Origin of the sequence: Burkholderia sp. B21-005 (assembly GCF_020843965.1) — a bacterium.
In the GTDB taxonomy this organism is placed as follows: domain Bacteria; phylum Pseudomonadota; class Gammaproteobacteria; order Burkholderiales; family Burkholderiaceae; genus Burkholderia; species Burkholderia ambifaria.
Genome location: NZ_CP086302.1, coordinates 550,218 through 568,097, shown reverse-complemented (window position 1 = coordinate 568,097; position 17,880 = coordinate 550,218). Strand labels below are relative to the sequence as shown.

Here is a 17,880-nt window from a genome sequence, read left to right as displayed (position 1 = left end):
ATCCGTTACGAAAGGGTCAACGCGCGGGCGGGATCGAGTACCGTGAGTTCCGCATGCAGCTCGCCGATGCGGCGTGCGAACGCCTGCTTGTCGGCGTCCTTGCGGCTGCTCATCGCTTTCAGTGCTTTGATCAGTTGCTGCTTGACCTCGAACGTCAGCGCCGGCTCCCAGCGCATCAACGGCAGCGAACGGGACGTTGCGTCGAGTTCTGCGAGGAGTGCGAGCGCCGCATCGTGACGGCCGGCATGGTCGGCCAGGCGGGCCATCACGAGCCGCTGTAAATAGCGATGTCGATCGGTTTTCATGCCGGGCAGCGCTTCGAGCCACGCAAAGGCCGTTTCGATACCGTCACGGGCAGCCAGTTCGCGAGCCTGGGTTTCGATCTCCGGCCAGTCGCCCGCCGCATCGCTCGCGCTATCCGCGGAAACGGGCAGCGGCGCAACCGTCTCGCCCGCTTCCAGATCGCGCACGACCGCATGCCGGGCAATCCATTCGAGCGTCGTGTCGTCGGCGAACGGCGTGCCGTCGCTGAATGCCAGCCGTTCGATACCCGGCAGTCGTTCGAGAAACAGCGCAAAGTCCGTACGCAGCAATTCGCGCCACGCGTTGTACGGTGTGCCGACGTGGTCGAGCCCAACGTGCTGGAAATACTGCAGGTCGAACCACAGGTGATTCACGCCCTCCATGAACGCACCCTCGACGCGCTCCAGCAACTCGTGCCAGTGCTTCTGCAGAACGAGGCGCTTCATCTGCTGTCGCAACTCGGCGCGCGGCGCCGCCAGACGCGTATGCGACGCGGCATCCGATGGCGGCACGTCGTGCACGGTGTCCCAGCGAATGCTTCGCACGAGCCGCACCGACGGCAAATAGCCGTTTTCCTGATCCCTGAGCCACGCCGACATCGCTCGCGCCTGATCGAGCAGATCGCGCGTTGACGCGATCGGTCCGGCCGAAGTCTTTCCCGCGGCCGTCACAGGCGGCATCGCGACGCCGACATCGACACTGCGTGCAGGCCCTTCCTTTTTCTCGAAGCGGGAAACGAGCGACTGCAGATTCGGGCGAGCGGCATCGGGCCATGCCGCCGTATGCGTCACGAGCACATCGAGCGCGGCCAACGCGCGTTCGAGATCAACCGGCGCAAAGTCACCACGACTATCCAGCGTCTCGATCACGCGCGCAGTCGCGAGCATTTCGAGCGCTGCCTTCTTCGCTTCGTGACGGGCGGGCAAAGCGGCTTCGCCAAACCGGTCGACGAGCGCGGCAGCCAGTTCAAGCCCGTCGGCGAACCCGGCCGGGCCGTCCTGCCGCAGGCGCGCGAACGCGTAGTAGCCGGCGACGCGCAAATCCTTGCCGGTCTCCTTGAGCAGGTGTTCGCACAAGCGGACGATCAGCCCGTCATCGATTCCCGACAGCTTGCCGGCTTCATCCTTCAGTTCGAAGAACGCGTCTTCGTAGCCGGGGTCGCGCCCGCATGCGCAATCGCCGGGTATCGGCGCGACCCATGCGGCCCAGGTATCCGTCCGTGCCTTCCGGAGCGAATCGATGCGGGGCCCCCCGACGAGTGTCTTCACAAAATTGGCAAGCGTCATGGCAGGTCTCAAAAAACGAATACGTCACTCGGCAGCCTGATGGCATGCCCAAACGGACGGGGGGAGGAATCGGAGCGCCCCGACGTGGTCGCCAACGGCGAAATCGCAGCCTTGGGCGTGCTCGTCTGTGTCGCCGGGCCAGGCTCGGCGGTTCGCGCTTTCGCCCGAGCAAGGCCGAGCGCAGTGCGTTGACCGGAGGCCTGCTCCGCCGACGCCCGCATGGTGTCGTCCGGCAAGGGGCTCCCGCCCGGAAGCCCCGGCGGCAACGGCACAGCCGCATGCTTCGCCGCCGCGATCGCCGACGCCGGCAACGGTGGCGGGCCGATCGTCGACACCCGAGGCCCTGCGCTCTGAGATCCCGTCACGAAAACGCGTGTCGGCAACGCGAAATTCCGCAACTGGAGAACGTCGAGCGGACCGCCGCCGGCTTCGCTGCGCAATTGCACCTTGAGCGGAATGCCCTGGCTCGTGTCGGGCGTCCAGGTCAGCAGATAGCGGGCGTTGTCCTGCTGTGTGATATTCGCGCGCTCCAGCAATCGAACGAGGCCGAAACGCCCCTGCGAATCGAGCGCGGTACGCAAGCCGCCCTGCTCCGTTTGCCATTCGATATGCGACAGGTTCTCGAGCGACTGTCCTGGCCATTCGAACGGTGTCCACTCCTGCTTCTGATTGAAGTAATGCAGTTCGCGGCCGGACAGCACGAATCTCATGTCGGTGACGCCCGGCGTCGGCTCGGCCCGCAGTTCATAGCGCACGCGCGCGTCGCCCGACGGAAACAGGACCGTCGATGTGCGCGTGAGCTTGTTCAGACCGTTGAGGAAAGCCGGATCGATCGTCAATGCGCCGGAATCGGCTCCCTGCGCGGCGACCCACCGGTCCCCCTGCCGTTCGACGACACCAGCCAGTTGCGACGTCACGAACTGCGCGATCACGCCGCTGTCCGGACGCATGAAGCGCGCCATCTCGGGTAGCGATGCGTCGTTGTCGGAATCCGCGAACGGATAGCGGCCGCCGAAGGTCTTGTTCCAGTCGGCGAGGATCGCGGTGCGCCACATCTCGTTCAGGCTCGATGCGGCCGGCTGCACGATGACCTGCCATGACTGATCGAACGGCGCGCGGAACAATGCGCCAAACCCGGACCATTGTTCACCGAGGCTCGCAGCGACACGACTCGCGTAATCGCGGCTGTCGGCGATATCGGACGTCTTGCCTTGCAGCACGGATTGCGCGGCCAGACGTGCGATCGCGTCCGGATCCGGGCTGGAGACGATCTGCGATGTCTTCAGGCGCATCGCCGTGATCCGCTCCAGATAGCGTGCCAGGCTCAGGTCGCCGGTTGCTGCCAGCGGGGTGTGCCCCTTGCTGCCGGACGGCGCCCCGGAAGCGAAATCGCTACCGGTCAGACGCAGGATCGGGCCGAATGCGGCGGCAAGCGGCGCCAGCTGAGGCTTGGCCTGCTTCGACGGATCCTTTTCGTCCGTACCGACCAGTTGCTGCGCCTTGCTGATCAGCGTGTCGGACAGCGACTGCGCGTTGGCTCCCGTTCCCGCCTGATACACGATCGCATTCATCAACGCGACGAGCGGCGAGCGTTGCGGATCGCCCAGCAGCGTCAACTGGTCGGCCGTAGCCGACAGCGTCGGTGCAGGTTGCCAGCGCAGGCTATTGAGGAAGAGCGCCCATGCCCGCGCGTAGTCGTCGAAATAGCGCTGACGCAGTTCGGCCTTCAATGTCGACGGAGATGCATTGGCAACCTTGGTGTCGGAGAGTACCCAATCGCTCGCCACATCGCGTTGCTCGCCGGCTTCGTCGATTGCCTTCGAGATTCGCTCTTCCCATGCTGCACGCGTGAATACGCCCGGTACCGTGGCAGTCGTGCCGAACAGGCCCCGGCTCGTTGCACCGCCGGCAGAGGATTGCGATGCCGCGTCCCCGAGCAACGTCGCGAGTGATAGCGGCGGGTATTTCGGCGTCGCTTCGTCGATGATCTGCTGGTAGATTGCATCCCCGGAGTTCTGAATACCTCGGACACCGATGATCGTCTGTCGGGTAGACGCGATCAGGTTGCTATCCGGAACAATCGCCAACGCGGCCTGACTGGATGCAGCGCCACGTCCAACGTGGTTGGCGAAGAACGCGATCGCTTGCTGACGCAGGTCTTCCCAGCTGCCCTTCGACAGCTGCGAATTAGTCGGGCGTTCGGGTGCAGACGTCGCGACAAGTTGCGGGATCAGGAATGCAGCTACTGCCCGCTCGGGTTTGGCGAGCATCATGTAGGCCTTGAGCGTATCGTAAGCGGCCTGTACCTGAGCATCGCCGCCGCTGGCGATTTCCGCGTCGGACAGGGACGCAAGCTGATGCAGCCTCGCGTCGAGCTTCTGGCGAATCGGGCCGACGAGGATGCGGTTCGCGGCACCGGCGTAGTAAGGCCAAAGGGCGTCGAGCAGCGCGTGGTCGCGGTTCAAGCCGAAACGGGCGATCAAAGGCGCACCGGTACGCTGGTGGATTTCGAGCGTATCCATTTCCCGGCCGAGGTCGGTGAGCGTTTGCAGCGACTGCGTCGGGTTCAGGGGCCCGGTGAGCTTCGCAGCCGTATCCGTTGCGCTTCCGATCGTTGCACGGTTGGCGAAACCGGACAGCATCGTGCCGACGAACCCGCAGCCGATCAGGGCGGCCGTTATCCAGGCTGCCGTGATCGACAGTGAAAAGCCGACGCGGCGGCCGTGAATCTTTCGGCTGTGCTCGGCGACGGTATGCCAGATCGTGCGGTGTGACGGGTCGGCCGGTTGCCCGCCATCATTCGCGTCGGCGGGTACTTGCGGTGCCAGTTCCCGTTCCGTGAACAGCGGCGCGAACAGGAGGCCGTGGACTGCGTGCCGCCATGTACGCGACCGCGAGGTTTGCAGCACCAGACCCGACAACACGTTGCGAAAGTTCGAAATGTGTTGGGACAGTTCCGCGGGATAACGGTCGCCTGCATCCTTCGTCACGCGCACGACACCGGAATCGGCCAGGTAGTCGGTGAGGTTCTGCAACGACGCGTCGATTGCTTCCATGCTGACGCGCGCGTTGGACCAGGTGAAACCGATCGCCTCATCGGGACTCGACGTGTCACGGCCGAAATCCGTCACATTGAGCAGATAGACCGGCGCGGCCCAGCGCAACGCGCGCGCGTGGCGCGCCAGCCGCTGCGACAGATTGTCGGTGTCGAACGGCGCATTGGACGAACCGCGTTTACGCGCTATCGCGACAATCGCGTCGACCGGACGACGACGGCGCAAGCGGCGAATCTGGTCGAGCCAGTCGGCATCGAGCATACTGCTCGTTTGCTTCGCGTACAGCAGGACCGTGTCGCCGGTGATCGCAAAGCCGGTGTCGACCAGACCCGGCGCCAGACGCTTCACGAGCGGTTCATCGCCGGCGATCAGCACCCATCGTTCGCGATAGCGCCAGCGCCGGCCGTGGCGATCCTGTAGAGCATTGCGGAGCGCAGCAGCACGGTCGGTTTGTTCCGGTAGTGGGTCTTGATCGTCGTGGTCTACAGACCCTGCGTGCCGGGCGGCGTCGTATCGGGCAAACCAACGGGAAGCTCTCAACGACGCGATCCACAGCAGTACCCCTTCTAAGTACTTGACCAGCAGGACCACCACCAGCATGGCCACACACAGCGAAAGCTCGACGATGATCCGGGTGTCGCGAGACCACCCGTAACGAGGGCCCTCCACCCATACCGCAATACCGAGCGCGAGGAACACGATGACGGCAGCAATACCAATGAAGAGGCCTGCCGGTCGTGTCTTGTTGTCGTTCTTGTCGTCGTTCATGTCTGTTTTCTGCAAACGAGGGCGATCAGATCCTGACCTTCACCGCACAGCACCATTTGCGTATCACCCGTCGTACCGGCACTTTCCGCGGCAAGGGCGACGGCCAGCCAGGGTCCCGCGCCCGAACAATCGCCCACTAACGTCTCAAGTACGTTCCAGCGCATCTCGTCCGAAAAAGATGCGGCTCGCCGAACCGCACCTACGCTGTCATCGGTCAGGCCGTGTGTCCACACCGTGCGCAAACGGTCACGCGAAGCGTGCCCCCAACGGGCAGCGAGTCCGAGCGTCCGGGTGGCAGCATCGAACGAGTCTTTGGCAGGACGATGCAGCCACAGCCCGAAGGAATTTACCTGTGACGCAAGTCGCGAGTGCCCCACGAGCAGGGCCACGCCCGCCTCTGCTACACCTCCTGACAGGACAGCACTAATGGCGTCGCGAAGTTCAACGGCGATGAGCAGGTGAACCGTATTGACGTCCGGCTTATCGAGCCACGTATCCGCTCTAAAAAGCGAGGACGCATGCTCACCCTGCTTCAGGTCGATCTTTAGAGAAGGCACCCGTTCAGCAATCGATTCCCGTATGCGCGTTTCGACCGCCTCGGATTTCAACCTGGATTGATGATGAAACTCGACCTGGAGCTTCGTTCGCTGCGGAAGAGCGCTGAGTTGCGGCAGGAGAGCGTCGAGCAGACGTTCAATCAGCCACGTACATACAGCATGATGGCGGGCATGTTCCGCAACTTCGTTGCCGGGGTGAAAAAGCTGATCGGGGATATCGAGCCAACGTGCATGGACTTCACTATCCGCGACTGCACCACTTGGCCGTGTCGAAAGTTCGGTGCCGTTCAGAATGCCCTTGAGCGAGTTCTCCGAATCATCCACGGCAAAACACCACGCATGACCCAGTATCGCCAATGGTCTGCTCGCTAATGCAAGTCGTGCGTGTTCTGCCTCATCGCTGACGCGGTTCGTCGCAATCGCCTGATTGCGACGGACGTAACCGTAGCCTAGCCAGGCGAAGAGCAAAAAAGCCCAAGCAAGAAGGGGATAACCTGCGATGCAAAACCAGAACCATAGCGTGTTGGTCGGAAGACCCGCAGGCCAAAGCATGATCGTCAGACCAGTTCCCGCGCCCAATACGAGCGCCAGCAGGATCGTCCAGACAATCATAGAGATCTGAGGTGGAGGCGGGACCTCCCCCCGTGGCGGCACGCGATTGAAATCGACAGGCATCGCTTACCGAACCCGGGCTCCGCTGGACGAGGCAATGAGTTTCGCCCCACACCGCGTGTGATCGCCGTCGCGCGACAGCGGCGTGGTGCCATCCCTCATTCCGCTGCCTTCGACGATTTCGTTGTCGCCGTGGATTGGGCATGAAACCTTGTCGCCGATACGGGCGGCCCGCCGACCCTTCACCTTGATGCGATCGGAGCCGGTCAGAATCGTGCCGCCGTGGCTCGTTGTGTCACCTTCATATGCGAGATTTTTCACCTTGAATACCTGGATAAGAAATTAAAAATCGAAGATTCAATTACCTGTGGAGCACGCATTCACATCTTCACAATGAATCCATCTCTCGATAATGTTTCCGTTCTTCTGACGACACCTTAACGCCATAAACCCCTGCGACAAGCTAGATTTATTCACCAATACTGAATCACCTTGCACAAGGTAGGATCTGGTAACTGATGATTTATCAGGTTTTCCATAGAGATATGCCGTCTTGGAAATCACTGCATGGACGGCCCAGGCGCCCGACTCAACTGGCGCTACGTGGATAGATGTGCCACTCCGGTCACCACTCAGGATCTTCTTCAGTTTGGCGGCGTTTTCGGCGTCTTCATCCCCTCGTAATTGGACAAGTAGTTTCGAATAAGCGCTTCTGTTACCTGCATTCGGTGGGTCGCACGCGAGCAGATTGTCAAATGTGGTACCTTCCGCCAGATAGGCTAGGATTGGCGGCTGTGAAACTTGGTATCCACTTTTATATTTCGATGCGTGCGCATCAATTGATCTATACTTCTCTCTAGTCATTGTTTGACAGGTTTGCCCAGTCTACTTCGCCAGTATTTCTTAACATCAGAAGCCGTTCTATATCTAAATTTCGACTCCGTGCCTTGGGCATATCCCTCAATTCCGGTCATTGAGTTGTCTTCAGAGATGCACCTATTTTCAACTAACATTCCATCGTTATTAAAGAAATAGGCGTACACCTGATAGAGTCGCCCATAAGTACCATCGCCGCGATTGTTTATATCCCATGCAACAATGGAGAACACATTAACGCGACCATGAATAGCCATAAAAAATATCGACTCAACTGTCGGCACCCCTCCTTCAATCGAATATCGAGCGAATTCAATTTTTCTACACCCACCCTTTATCGGTCGATAGAAATCAAGAACGAGCGGATATTCGGCCGTGCCGTTTTCGATGGAAACTCTCGAATTCCCTTCCAACACCGACGCATCAAACACATTTTTCTTAGTATTTGCCGGCGGGCAACCCGAGATAGCTTCAACTCCATATGCGTTAAGCGAGAGAAAGAGCGACATCACGCTCGCCACTAACAACCTAGAAATAAACATTTTACGCCACCTCCTTTTGTAGCCCAAGAATTGGCGCCACGTTGTTGTAGGCTGTTAAGCGCTCTGAATAGCCGATCTTCCCGCCGTTTACCGCTTTCGAAACCGCGAGGACATTCCCAGAATCCGCAATTCCGTTAACATTTTTAGTGACGGCCCAGTAAACAAAAGCAGATTCGATCCCATACTCCAAATCGCTAAGAACGAGATCTGGATTTTCCACGAAGTCACGTTGATCATCCGGGAAGCGGCGATTATGCTCATCCGTAAGCATCATGTAGTTGCTTTTAAATGTCGTCTGTATAAGACCTCTGCCGCGATATTTATACCCGTCTCCGGACTCCTCGTTTCCATTTTTATATCGATCAGCATAAACATAGCTGGCAAGATTTTTTGGATTACTTTCGTACTTGCTTGTTTCAGTCCACAATTTCTCCCGCCGCCGACCGAAATTGCAAACAATATCGCCTGATACTTCGCTATACACTTCCTTGCCTTTGGGAGCAGGATTGCATCCGAAAATCTCCTTCATTCGCTTTGAAGGATATGAAAGTCCTTCTTCGATATTCTTAAAACTACTCTCGACGGCGATTTGTGAGAGAAAATGAGCAATTCTCTTTGGCGTAGTGACCCGATATCCTTTCGCGTACTTATTGAGTGCAGGAAGGATCTGCCTATGATAATTTTGACTGCCACGTGGATCAACTGCCGCAAGCATCTCAAGTGTGATAATTTCCAGTTCGGGTGAAAAATTCGCGATTAAGCCAATTGGATTGACATGGAATACATCGGGGGCAGGAAAACCTGGGACATGGGCCTTCAAGTCATCCCACCATGCAAGCTTATCGATCCGCTTCTGCTCTTCCTCGTGCTGCGGCTTGAGGCCCGTCTGCTTCTCCAGTTCGGCGATCAGCTGCTTCCACTTCGACGGATTCGCCCACTCACTTTGGTGCTTGACGATCAGCCGGGATGCCGCCAGCATCAACCACGGATACCCGTCGCGCTCCGTTCGCGACAGCGTGCATAGTTCGTCAGCCGCTTTCTTGCCATCGCCTTTCGTGAACAAAGCGTCATACACCTTGAGCATCAATGGGCTAAGATTCGAACGCGAAGAGACGTCGGCAACGTTGGCGCCGCTCGCATAATCAACCCACTTCGGGGTTGTTGCAAAGATCGTATGCGCCGGATCATGGGCGTCCGCCAGGCACTCGAAGTCGATCCACTTCTGCGCAAATTCCCGCGTCACCCGGCCGCTCGGGTGGTTGAAGTCGCAAACCCAGCCGTCGATTTGTTGACCTTGAGCATTCACACCCTCGACGTGCCACCAGTTCACTGGGTAGCCTGGATTGGGGTTTGGCTTCGGCTCGGCGACTCGTCGTTCTGATTTGCGTGCCAGTTCGGCAAGCGAATACACCTGAACTGTGTCAGTCTTTCTTGACTGCGGGTCAACTCCAGGAACCAATTTCTTGTCCTGGCGTTGATATAGCACCGTACCCGGTGCAACCCGAAGAATCGTCGGCTCGGAGGGCAGGCCCAATACCGACCAGTCTTCCTTGTGCGAACCGTGTTGATTGACCCACGCTCGACCTTGCTCGAGGAACGACTCGATACCGTCGTCACAGAACACCTCGATGTGCGCCATCCTTGTGCCGGACGTGCATTCGTTCAGCGAATCGTAGCGACCGAGGTGGCCGATCGGGTCGCCAGCTTTGAGCGGGATCCCGCCTCTGATTCCTCGTGAATCTCCCGACTGACCAGTCTGTTCTATCGTGACGATCACCCGGTCGAACATCGAATCCTCGATGACCTCCTCGACGGTTGGTCCGCCGTTCTCTTGGCCCATAAAAACCCAGCCACCAACGGCGCGGACCAGCTCGGCATAGCCACCGGCTTCGGGTGGAACCAGTGATGCTCCGTGCAGATCGGTTACTTGGCCCCAGTTCTTCTCCCGCTTGCCGATGCTAACGCTTGCCCCCTGCGGCAGGATGCCAACGATCTCGCCACGTGGGTAGCTTTTACGAACCCGTAACCCTTGCTGCGACGAATCCGGAACCTGACCGTTTCGACCAGACGAAGGTTTGTCCTGCGCATGCTGAGTGACCCGCCACTGCCGCGGCCAGTACGCCGGCTTGCTCCGCTTCGGGAAATTGGCGTAGTCCTCCAATGACATCAGGTGCATGTACAGGCTGTAAAACGTCAGCTTCGCGCCCTGTGGGAACTCCATCGTGTGCTGCACGAGTGCGAAGCCGGTACTGTACGGTGCCTGAACCGGTGATTCACTTCCCGCCCCACCGATTTCGCTGATCGGATAGGTCTTGTTGGCGCGAAATGCAATCAGTGTGCCGTCGGCGATGCAGCGCAAGCCCGCGTCAAGATCGAGCGATTGTCCGGCGCACGCCTCCGTAACGTGAATGCCGCCATGCCACATTCCCTTACGGCTCACGAGATACGCCCCTGACGGCTCACGTTCGGCAAGCAGGCGATAGATTTCGTGCTCGCCTGTGAATTGCACGGAAGCGTCGGTCTTTCCCCTTCCCTTTCGCAGGAATGGAAAGGCGAACGGTAACGGCTTCAGCTTGGCCGGTGCCGGCGTGGGGGATTGTGGCTTCTTCGGTGGGGGTGGGTTTGCCATGGTTGTTCGTTATTCCGAAAATCCGAAGTTCGTTGCAGTCTGCACGTCGCTGACGGGCGCCGCGGCCCAAGTCGGAAATTTGAAACTACCGCCGTCAGGGTCGTCGATCGTCAGATTTCCCTTGGCCTCGATTTCTCCGGCCGGACTCCCGAGGATGATCTTGCCGCCCGACAACTTGATGTAAGCGCCCGATCCATCGCCGAGCGTGACACCTTTGCGGCCGGTGATGATTACTTCGCCATCCGACGAACTGACTGCCATGTCCTGCATCGACATCAGTTCCATCGCGTCGGACTGTGCCTGTACCTGGACCTTGCCCTTCGTGGCAAAGATTCGAATCCCGAGCTTTGCCGCAAAAAGCGAGATCGCCTCGCCGGCCGCTACCGCGATACGCTTCATCACGCCGATGTCGAGCCCGTCGCCGGCGGTCACGAACATTTGCTTGCGGGCGGCAAGCTGCATCTGCTGACCACTGACAATCCCGACGCCATCGGGAGCTGTCGCAACAATGACGGGTTTCTGAAGCTGCTTGAGCTTTTGCTGGATCAGTACGCGCTGTTGATCGATGTCAGCCTGCAGCGCTTTCGCAGCGTTCGCCGAGTCGTTAAGCGCATTCAGGATTTGTTCGGCCTGCTCGAGCGTCGTGTCGGCGTCCTGCATGTCGAGCTGCTGTCCCGCGGCGCCGGGCTGTCCCTCCGCAGTCACCAACACACCCTTCGATCCCCGAATTGCCGCTGGCCCGTCGGTGCGCAACTCGACACCCCGCCCGCGATCCTTGCGATCTCCGTCGACCATGTGACCGAGGTTCAGCTCACTCGCCTCAAACGGCGTCGTCAGATGGACGTGCTCTACACCTTCCTTGTCTTCCATCCGCAGTTCATTCTGCGCGGCGGTTCGGATCAGATTCCGGGTATGGTTCTGACTGGTGACGAGATCGGGATGCAGGCTGTCGTGCATGGCCCCGACGATCACGGGTCGGTCAGGATCCCCCTGCGTGAAGACAACCGCCACCTCCGCACCGTCAATCAGCGGGAAGTGATGCCCATAGTTGTCGCCGCAATACGGTTTCGCGAACCGCACCGGCCGGCTGGTTCCGCCCGGGCTCCACTCATCGAGATCGAACGGCAGCTTGATCACATACCAGCCCTGCTCGGTCAGGTACGCGTATTTGTAATCGCCAGGTGACGTAATCCGGGCCGGCAGGATACCGTCAATGATCGGTTGCTCGATCGATGCAACCGGCGTGCGCCATACGCGGTCTGACGGAATCCCCTCGAAGGTCACCCAGTACGATTGGTCGCGCCCGCCTTGCGACTCCACCGCCGTGACGAAAATCCCGTGCTTCGCATCGACCGAATGCGGCGCCAGCCGCATGACTTCGCCCGCCTCGAGCCAGAACGGATTTCCGGTACCTCTGAAGGTGATCTGGTTGGTCAGGTATTCCTCGTGGCGCCGACGGGCGACGCTCTTGCCCTCTTCCGGCGTCTCGTAGTGCTCGCCCCACTGGTAATCGATGCCGCTCGTCGTCTTGTCGTCGCGTGCGGCATTTTCCTCGACTAGCAGCGACACACCCGCCTCACGGTGCTTGTAATCGTGCAACCGTACGGCTTCCGGCACGCGCCGAGTCCGCTTCTCGAGCGTCTTGATCGCGTCCATGCCCGAACTCTCGAGCCCTGAGTCGCGCCGGTGCGACACGGTGCGCTGCTTGCGCGCATAGGCGTCCAGATCGTCGCCAAACACGAGCACCGCATAATCCTTCTGCTGCTCCCAGCGAAACCAGAGCCCTTCCTCGGCGCAGATTCGCTGAATAACGGAAAACGTCGTTTCGTGATACTGGGTCACGTACTCGCGGCGCTTGTACTGACCGCGCAACTGGAACTGGAAATCGACCCCGGCCCGGTAGCCATAATGGCGCAGCGTGTCGGTCACGATCTCCTCGATCGACTGCTTCTGGAACAACCGGCTCGTCACGCCCCTGTTCAAATCAGCGAGCTTGGGCTCCAGCCGGACCCGATAGTGTGTCTGATCGGCCGAGGTGTCGAGCTCGTCGAACTCCGTGATGACGCCGTGAATCGTATAGGCCGGCGGCATCTTGCTGAATTGCTCCGTGTTCTCGCCGAACATTCTGCGCAGATAGTCCATGTTCGGATCGACCGGCGCGACGATGAATTTTGCCGGGCGACCGACCACCTGATCCATTGGAATACCGACCACCGGGCTCGTGAATTCGATGTCGTAGCGGTACAACTCGCTCACGGCGTCCCGGCCCGTGAAGCTGAGCACGGACGTCGGCGCCGGGTGCGGCGCCAGCTTCAATTCATAAGCCTGCGTAGGCAAAATCATCGACATGGACTCTCTCGGTTGTGCAAACACGCGGCACCACCGGGGCAAACCTCACCACCCCGGCGGCTCGCAGAACAGCGTCAGATCAGTTCTTGGACTTAGGCATCTGCGACACGAGCGACAGCCCGATATCCATCCCTTCGACCTGGAAGTGCGGGACGATGAACAGCTTGATCCGGAAGAAGCCCGGGTTGTCCTCGATGTCCTCGACCGTGACCTTCGCCTCGCGCAGCGGATGCGACGCCTGCAGCTCGTCACCCGGATCCTTCATCTCGGTCACGAGCCCCTTGATCCAGTTGTTCAACTCGAGCTCGAGCAGACGACGATCCTTGGTCGTGCCGATGTTCTCCCGCTGGATCAGCTTCAGGTAATGCGCGATGCGCGACAGCAGGAAGATGTACGGCAGCCGTGCGTTGATGCGGCTGTTCGCGGTCGCCTCCCTGGTCTCGTACAGCGCCGGCTTCTGCGCCGAGTTCGCGGAGAAGAAGCACGCGAAGTCGTGGTTCTTGTAGAACGACAGCGGGATGAAGCCGAGATTCGCGAACTCGAATTCACGCGTTTCGGGGATCAGCACCTCGGTCGGGATCTTCGGCTGGTGGCCGGTGCCGAGGTCGTACAGGTGAACCGGCAGATCCTCGACCTTGCCGCCCGCCTGCGGACCGCGGATCTGCACGCACCAGCCGTTGCTCACGAAGCTGCGCACCATGTTCGCCGCGAACGCGAACGACGCATTCATCCACAGGTACTTGTCGTGGTCGGGGCCCTTGACGGCCTCCTCGTAGTTGAACGCCCGCACCGGCGCCGTATCCTTGCCGTACGGCAAACGGCCGAGCACACGCGGCATCGTCAGGCCGACGTAACGCGCATCGTCGGTATCGCGGAAGCTCTTCCACTTGATGTACTCGGCGCGATCGAAATAGTTGCCGATATCCTGGATCGCGGCGACTTCCTCCATCGACTGCTTGCCGAAAAACGCCGGCCCGACCGAGCCGATGAACGGCATGTGCGCGGCGGCCGCGACCTTCGAGATGTTGCGCAGCAGTGCGACGTCCATCGGCGAATTCGCGAACTCGAAGTCGCTGATCATCGCGCTGATCGGCTGACCGCCCGGCGTGTCGTATTCCTCGATGTACGTCAGGCGGTACAGGCCGCTCTGGATCAGTTCCGGCGTATCCTCGAAGTCGCGCTGCAGCGCGTCCTTCGACACGTCGAGCACTTCGATGCGTGCGTTCTTGCGGAAATCAGTACGACTCACGAGCATCTTCAGGCCGCGCCAGCGTGCCTCGAGCGCCTGGAATTCCTGCGTATGCATCACGGCGTCGAGCTGGCGGCTGATCTGCCGGTCGATCTGGCCGATATGGAAATCGAGCAGCGACTTGTCGAGGCGGTCCACCGGCTGGCTCGCGTTCGCAACGAGTTCGAGGAATGCGCCCATCCCGCGCGCGATGCGCTCGTCGGCCGACGCCTCGGACAGCATGTCGTTGTCGCGGAACGCCTCGAGCGGGCGCGCTTCGCTGACGGGCTTCAGGTTGATCTTGCTGCACAGCGACGCATAGACGCTGTCGATATCCCCGTGCGGGGCGTCCAGCACGACGGTCTCGCTCGCGCCGGCGTGCTGCGTTTCAGTGGATTTCATGGCGTGTCCTGTCTGCGATCGAATCGCTACGATGTTGCGGAATGCGCTGAACGCGCGTTTTGCCCAGCGCGTTTCACGCATGCCCTTCCGGCTGCGTCGCGGCGGTCGCGATCTGCGCGAGTTCACCTCGCAGCTTCGCGGACAGGCGATCGTCCTTCAGCACCTTCTCGAACTCGCGACGGAACGTGCCGTTGTCGAGCAGGTTCGATTTCAGGTCGCGCAGCAGATTGCGCATCGCGAGGAGCGCCTGCAACTCGGGAATCTGGCGCGCGACCTGCTCGGGCGCAAAATCCTTGATCGAGCGGAACGACAGGTTGACGGGCAGCTCCGAACCGTCGCCGGCCAGCGTGTTGTCCGCGGCGATCCTGAGATCCGGCGCATAGTCGGCCAGCACGGCATCGAAGTTGTTCTTGTCGATGTTCACCTTCTTGCGCTCGGCGAGCGGCGCCTGCTCACGGCCGGCACTGAAGTCGCCGGCGACCAGCAGCTTCAGGGGCAACTCGACCTTCTTCTGCGCTCCACCCGTATGCAGGTCAAGCGTGATCGACACCCGGCTCTTCGGGATCTCTCGCTGAAAGCTATCCAATTCGTTCTCCTTATCTCAGGAAGCTTGAAGACTCCGCGACACGCACCCGCAAGTCATGGGTGCATCGCCGTCCGTACCGCCCATGCCAACCCCGCAACGTGCATCGACGAACGGCCCATCCGGATATTCGCGGCCCGATATCCGACTCAGGCGGCAGAAAATATCACGCTCTTTGTCAGCGAGTAAACCAGAAACACGGAAAATTGAAAATTAACGACACAAGGTTTTTTCAAATAAGACTAGTCCGATTCTCTGACGCATTCCGGACACGCCGTCCGAATTCCACACGCCCAGCCATAAATCACTATCAAACAAATTCACAAAAATCTCACAACCAATTGATTTTCATGAGATTTCCACAAAAAAACACGGGGCACAAAATCTCAATAAAAACCCCACTCGACACCGCTGGCACCGAAGAAACACCCCACACCCAATAAATCTCAAAATAAACACCCCACTTATCTCAATTTATTAGAGACACTTCCCAACAAATTCGAATAAACCGGGGTATACGAAATCAGAAAACGATGTATAGAATCAGCGCCTCATAATTCCTACATCGGTATTGACCACACCATGCGGATCGACAAACCGCTCTGGCATGAAGGGCTGATTCTTACGCAGCAGCATTTCCAGCAGCATGAGCGCTGGAACGCGTTCGCGCTGCAACAACTGGCGTCGGCCGTCGCCGTATCGCCATGGGGAACGCTGAACGTCGACATCGACGAGGAGGCACTGCCCTCCGGCCGCCTGAAGCTCGCGCGGCTGCAACTGCGTTTCCCCGACGGCACGCCGATCGACACGGCCATCGCCGACGCGTTGCCGCCGGCGCGCGACCTCGTCGGCGAAATTCCCGCCGATGCCCAGACCGTCGACGTACTCGCCGCGCTCGCGCTACCCGACGCGAACGGCAGCAACTGTCGCTTCGACGAAACGGCGCTGGCCCGCCCGCGCCGCGCGTATCGCGAGTTCGTCAAGGTGACGGACCTGAACGGCTCGGCCGAGACCGAAATTGCCGCCGAGCGTCACGCCGTCCGGTTGCTGTTCGGCTTCGAATCGCACGCCGACGACACGGCATGCGCGATCGCACGCCTGACGCGCACGACGAGCGGGCAGTTCCAGGTCGATCGCCGATACGTCCCGCCCTGTCTGGCGCTATCCGGTCACACGCTGCATATCGAGCGCATTCGACGGATCGCCGACATCCTCGCCGCCAAAAGCGCGCTCCTCGGTGCGCGCCGCAGCGAGCGCATCGAGCAGGTGGCCGAGTACGGCGTCGCCGATGTCCAGCTCTTCTGGCTCCTGCATTGCATTCATCAGGCGTGGCCGCAACTGCGCTTCCTCGCGTCGCATCCGGGGCAGCCGACCGATCGCCTGTACCAGGTGCTCGCCCAGTTGGCCGGCTCGCTGATCACGTTCTCGACTCGCGTGTCGCTGACCGACATTCCGCCCTACGACCACGCGAGCGCCCATGACGTGTTCGCAGCGCTCGAATCGCTGATCCGCGATCTGCTCGACGCGATCATCCCGTCACGCGTCGTCTCGATCGGGCTCTCGCATACGACGCCGACGACCTGGGTCGGCCAGTTCCGCGACGAGCGCATCGTCGAAGATGCCGCGGACTGGTATCTGTCCGTCAATGCCGCGTTGCCGGCGTTCGAGCTGGTCGAACAGTTTCCGCGCCTCTGCAAGATCGGCGCACCGGACGACGTCGAGCACATCGTCAATTCCGCCGTGGCGGGAATTCCGCTCAAAGCCGTGCAGCGGGTACCCGGCGCCATACCGGTCCGGCTGGACAACCACTATTTCGCGCTTGATGCGCACGACGCCGCGCATGCACGGATGCTCGCCGCGCGCGCCTGCCAGATCTATCTGCCCGCGTCGATTCCCGACGCGTCGCTCGAACTTTATGCGGTGCTGCGCTGATGAATGCCGTCGCCTCCATGCGTCACGAAACCGCGCTGCTTGCGCACGATCCCTCATCCGGTCATGCACAGCGATCTTCGATGCGCGCGCTGCTGCGCGATACCGCGTTGCTCGTCACTCACCTGTCGAACGGCGGCGAGGTCGACAATGCCGCAAGCCTGCGTGAGCAGTGCCGCCTGCTGGTCGCACAGTTCGCGACCGCGCTCGATGCGCAAGGCATTGCCGTGGACGTACGGGACGACGCCATCGTCGCCCAGTGCGGGCTGATCGACGAAGCCGCACTGCGGCACCTGCCGGCTTCCGACAAGGCGAACTGGGAATCCACGCCGCTGCAGGTCGAGCGATTCGGCACGCACGATGCAGGCACGCGCATCTACGAGCGGCTCGACTACCGGATGCGCGAACCCGCGCCGAACGTCGACCTGCTCGAATGCTACGCGGCCGTTCTCGGCCTGGGATTCCGTGGCCGGTATGCCGCTCGCTCGGGGCCGTCCGCGGGCGCCCATGATGGTGAGGCGAAACGTCAGGCACTGATCGCCGCGCTGGTGGCGCAGATCGATCAATTGCGGCCGGCGGTCCGCCCGGGGTTCGTCACCGATCGCTCCAACACGCGACTGCTGGACCGGCTCAGGCATGTGTCGCCATGGGTTATCTCGGGCACGGCATGCGTCATCGCGATACTCGTCTGGTTCGCGTGGGATCGTATCCTCGATGCCGAACTGGCCCAACTCGTCCAGCAAGCGAAACGGCCGTGAGT

At 60.4% G+C, this 17,880-nt stretch carries 11 protein-coding genes; 2 read left to right on the top strand and 9 right to left on the bottom strand.

What is annotated here, in order from left to right:
- Window positions 1-5: 5 nt before the first annotated feature.
- The 9 genes from tssA to tssB form a co-directional block, all read right to left on the bottom strand.
- Entirely contained in the window at window positions 6-1,589 is a 1,584-nt protein-coding gene (gene tssA, locus LMA02_RS18930) for a type VI secretion system protein TssA (protein WP_228909334.1), read from the bottom strand.
- A gap of 8 nt (window positions 1,590-1,597) precedes the next feature.
- Complete coding sequence (locus tag LMA02_RS18925; RefSeq protein WP_228909332.1) at window positions 1,598-5,413, bottom strand: ImcF-related family protein; 3,816 nt, start codon at window positions 5,411-5,413, stop codon at window positions 1,598-1,600.
- Complete coding sequence (locus LMA02_RS18920; RefSeq protein ID WP_228909329.1) at window positions 5,410-6,582, bottom strand: hypothetical protein; 1,173 nt, start codon at window positions 6,580-6,582, stop codon at window positions 5,410-5,412. The genes LMA02_RS18925 and LMA02_RS18920 overlap by 4 nt, the downstream gene beginning before the upstream one ends.
- A 66-nt stretch (window positions 6,583-6,648) precedes the next feature.
- On the bottom strand, window positions 6,649-6,903 hold the full coding sequence (locus LMA02_RS18915) for a PAAR domain-containing protein (protein WP_228909328.1): 255 nt from the start codon (window positions 6,901-6,903) through the stop codon (window positions 6,649-6,651).
- A gap of 539 nt (window positions 6,904-7,442) precedes the next feature.
- On the bottom strand, window positions 7,443-7,967 hold the full coding sequence (locus tag LMA02_RS18910; RefSeq protein WP_228909326.1) for a hypothetical protein: 525 nt from the start codon (window positions 7,965-7,967) through the stop codon (window positions 7,443-7,445).
- 34 nt (window positions 7,968-8,001) lie between these two features.
- Window positions 8,002-10,629, bottom strand: a complete 2,628-nt coding sequence (locus LMA02_RS18905) for a glycoside hydrolase family 19 protein (protein WP_228909324.1) — start codon at window positions 10,627-10,629, stop codon at window positions 8,002-8,004.
- Between the two features lie 9 nt (window positions 10,630-10,638).
- On the bottom strand, window positions 10,639-12,978 hold the full coding sequence (locus tag LMA02_RS18900) for a type VI secretion system Vgr family protein (protein ID WP_228909322.1): 2,340 nt from the start codon (window positions 12,976-12,978) through the stop codon (window positions 10,639-10,641).
- A gap of 79 nt (window positions 12,979-13,057) precedes the next feature.
- Window positions 13,058-14,608: a type VI secretion system contractile sheath large subunit gene (gene tssC, locus LMA02_RS18895; RefSeq protein WP_006750267.1), complete on the bottom strand. Its 1,551-nt coding sequence runs from the start codon at window positions 14,606-14,608 to the stop codon at window positions 13,058-13,060.
- 73 nt (window positions 14,609-14,681) lie between these two features.
- Window positions 14,682-15,194 carry a type VI secretion system contractile sheath small subunit gene (gene tssB, locus LMA02_RS18890; protein ID WP_006750268.1) on the bottom strand — a complete coding sequence of 171 codons (513 nt, stop codon included), beginning with the start codon at window positions 15,192-15,194 and terminating at the stop codon, window positions 14,682-14,684.
- A 579-nt stretch (window positions 15,195-15,773) separates the two neighbouring features.
- Here tssB and tssK point away from each other — a divergent pair.
- A complete protein-coding gene (tssK, locus tag LMA02_RS18885) occupies window positions 15,774-17,123 on the top strand; it encodes a type VI secretion system baseplate subunit TssK (protein WP_228909321.1) in 1,350 nt (449 codons plus the stop codon).
- The gene (locus LMA02_RS18880; protein WP_416378712.1) at window positions 17,123-17,878 is read left to right on the top strand and encodes a DotU family type IV/VI secretion system protein; all 756 of its coding nucleotides are present in this window, start codon (window positions 17,123-17,125) and stop codon (window positions 17,876-17,878) included. The genes tssK and LMA02_RS18880 overlap by 1 nt, the downstream gene beginning before the upstream one ends.
- Window positions 17,879-17,880: the final 2 nt, after the last annotated feature.

Bases quoted from the DNA above. Each gene is read 5' to 3' on its own strand.
- LMA02_RS18910 (WP_228909326.1), bottom strand. From the start codon at position 7,967: ATGTCGCTCTTTCTCTCGCTTAACGCATATGGAGTTGAAGCTATCTCG.
- LMA02_RS18925 (WP_228909332.1), bottom strand. From the start codon at position 5,413: ATGAACGACGACAAGAACGACAACAAGACACGACCGGCAGGCCTCTTC.
- LMA02_RS18880 (WP_416378712.1), top strand. From the start codon at position 17,123: ATGAATGCCGTCGCCTCCATGCGTCACGAAACCGCGCTGCTTGCGCAC.
- LMA02_RS18905 (WP_228909324.1), bottom strand. From the start codon at position 10,629: ATGGCAAACCCACCCCCACCGAAGAAGCCACAATCCCCCACGCCGGCA.
- LMA02_RS18900 (WP_228909322.1), bottom strand. From the start codon at position 12,978: ATGTCGATGATTTTGCCTACGCAGGCTTATGAATTGAAGCTGGCGCCG.
- LMA02_RS18920 (WP_228909329.1), bottom strand. From the start codon at position 6,582: ATGATTGTCTGGACGATCCTGCTGGCGCTCGTATTGGGCGCGGGAACT.
- tssK (WP_228909321.1), top strand. From the start codon at position 15,774: ATGCGGATCGACAAACCGCTCTGGCATGAAGGGCTGATTCTTACGCAG.
- tssC (WP_006750267.1), bottom strand. From the start codon at position 14,608: ATGAAATCCACTGAAACGCAGCACGCCGGCGCGAGCGAGACCGTCGTG.
- tssA (WP_228909334.1), bottom strand. From the start codon at position 1,589: ATGACGCTTGCCAATTTTGTGAAGACACTCGTCGGGGGGCCCCGCATC.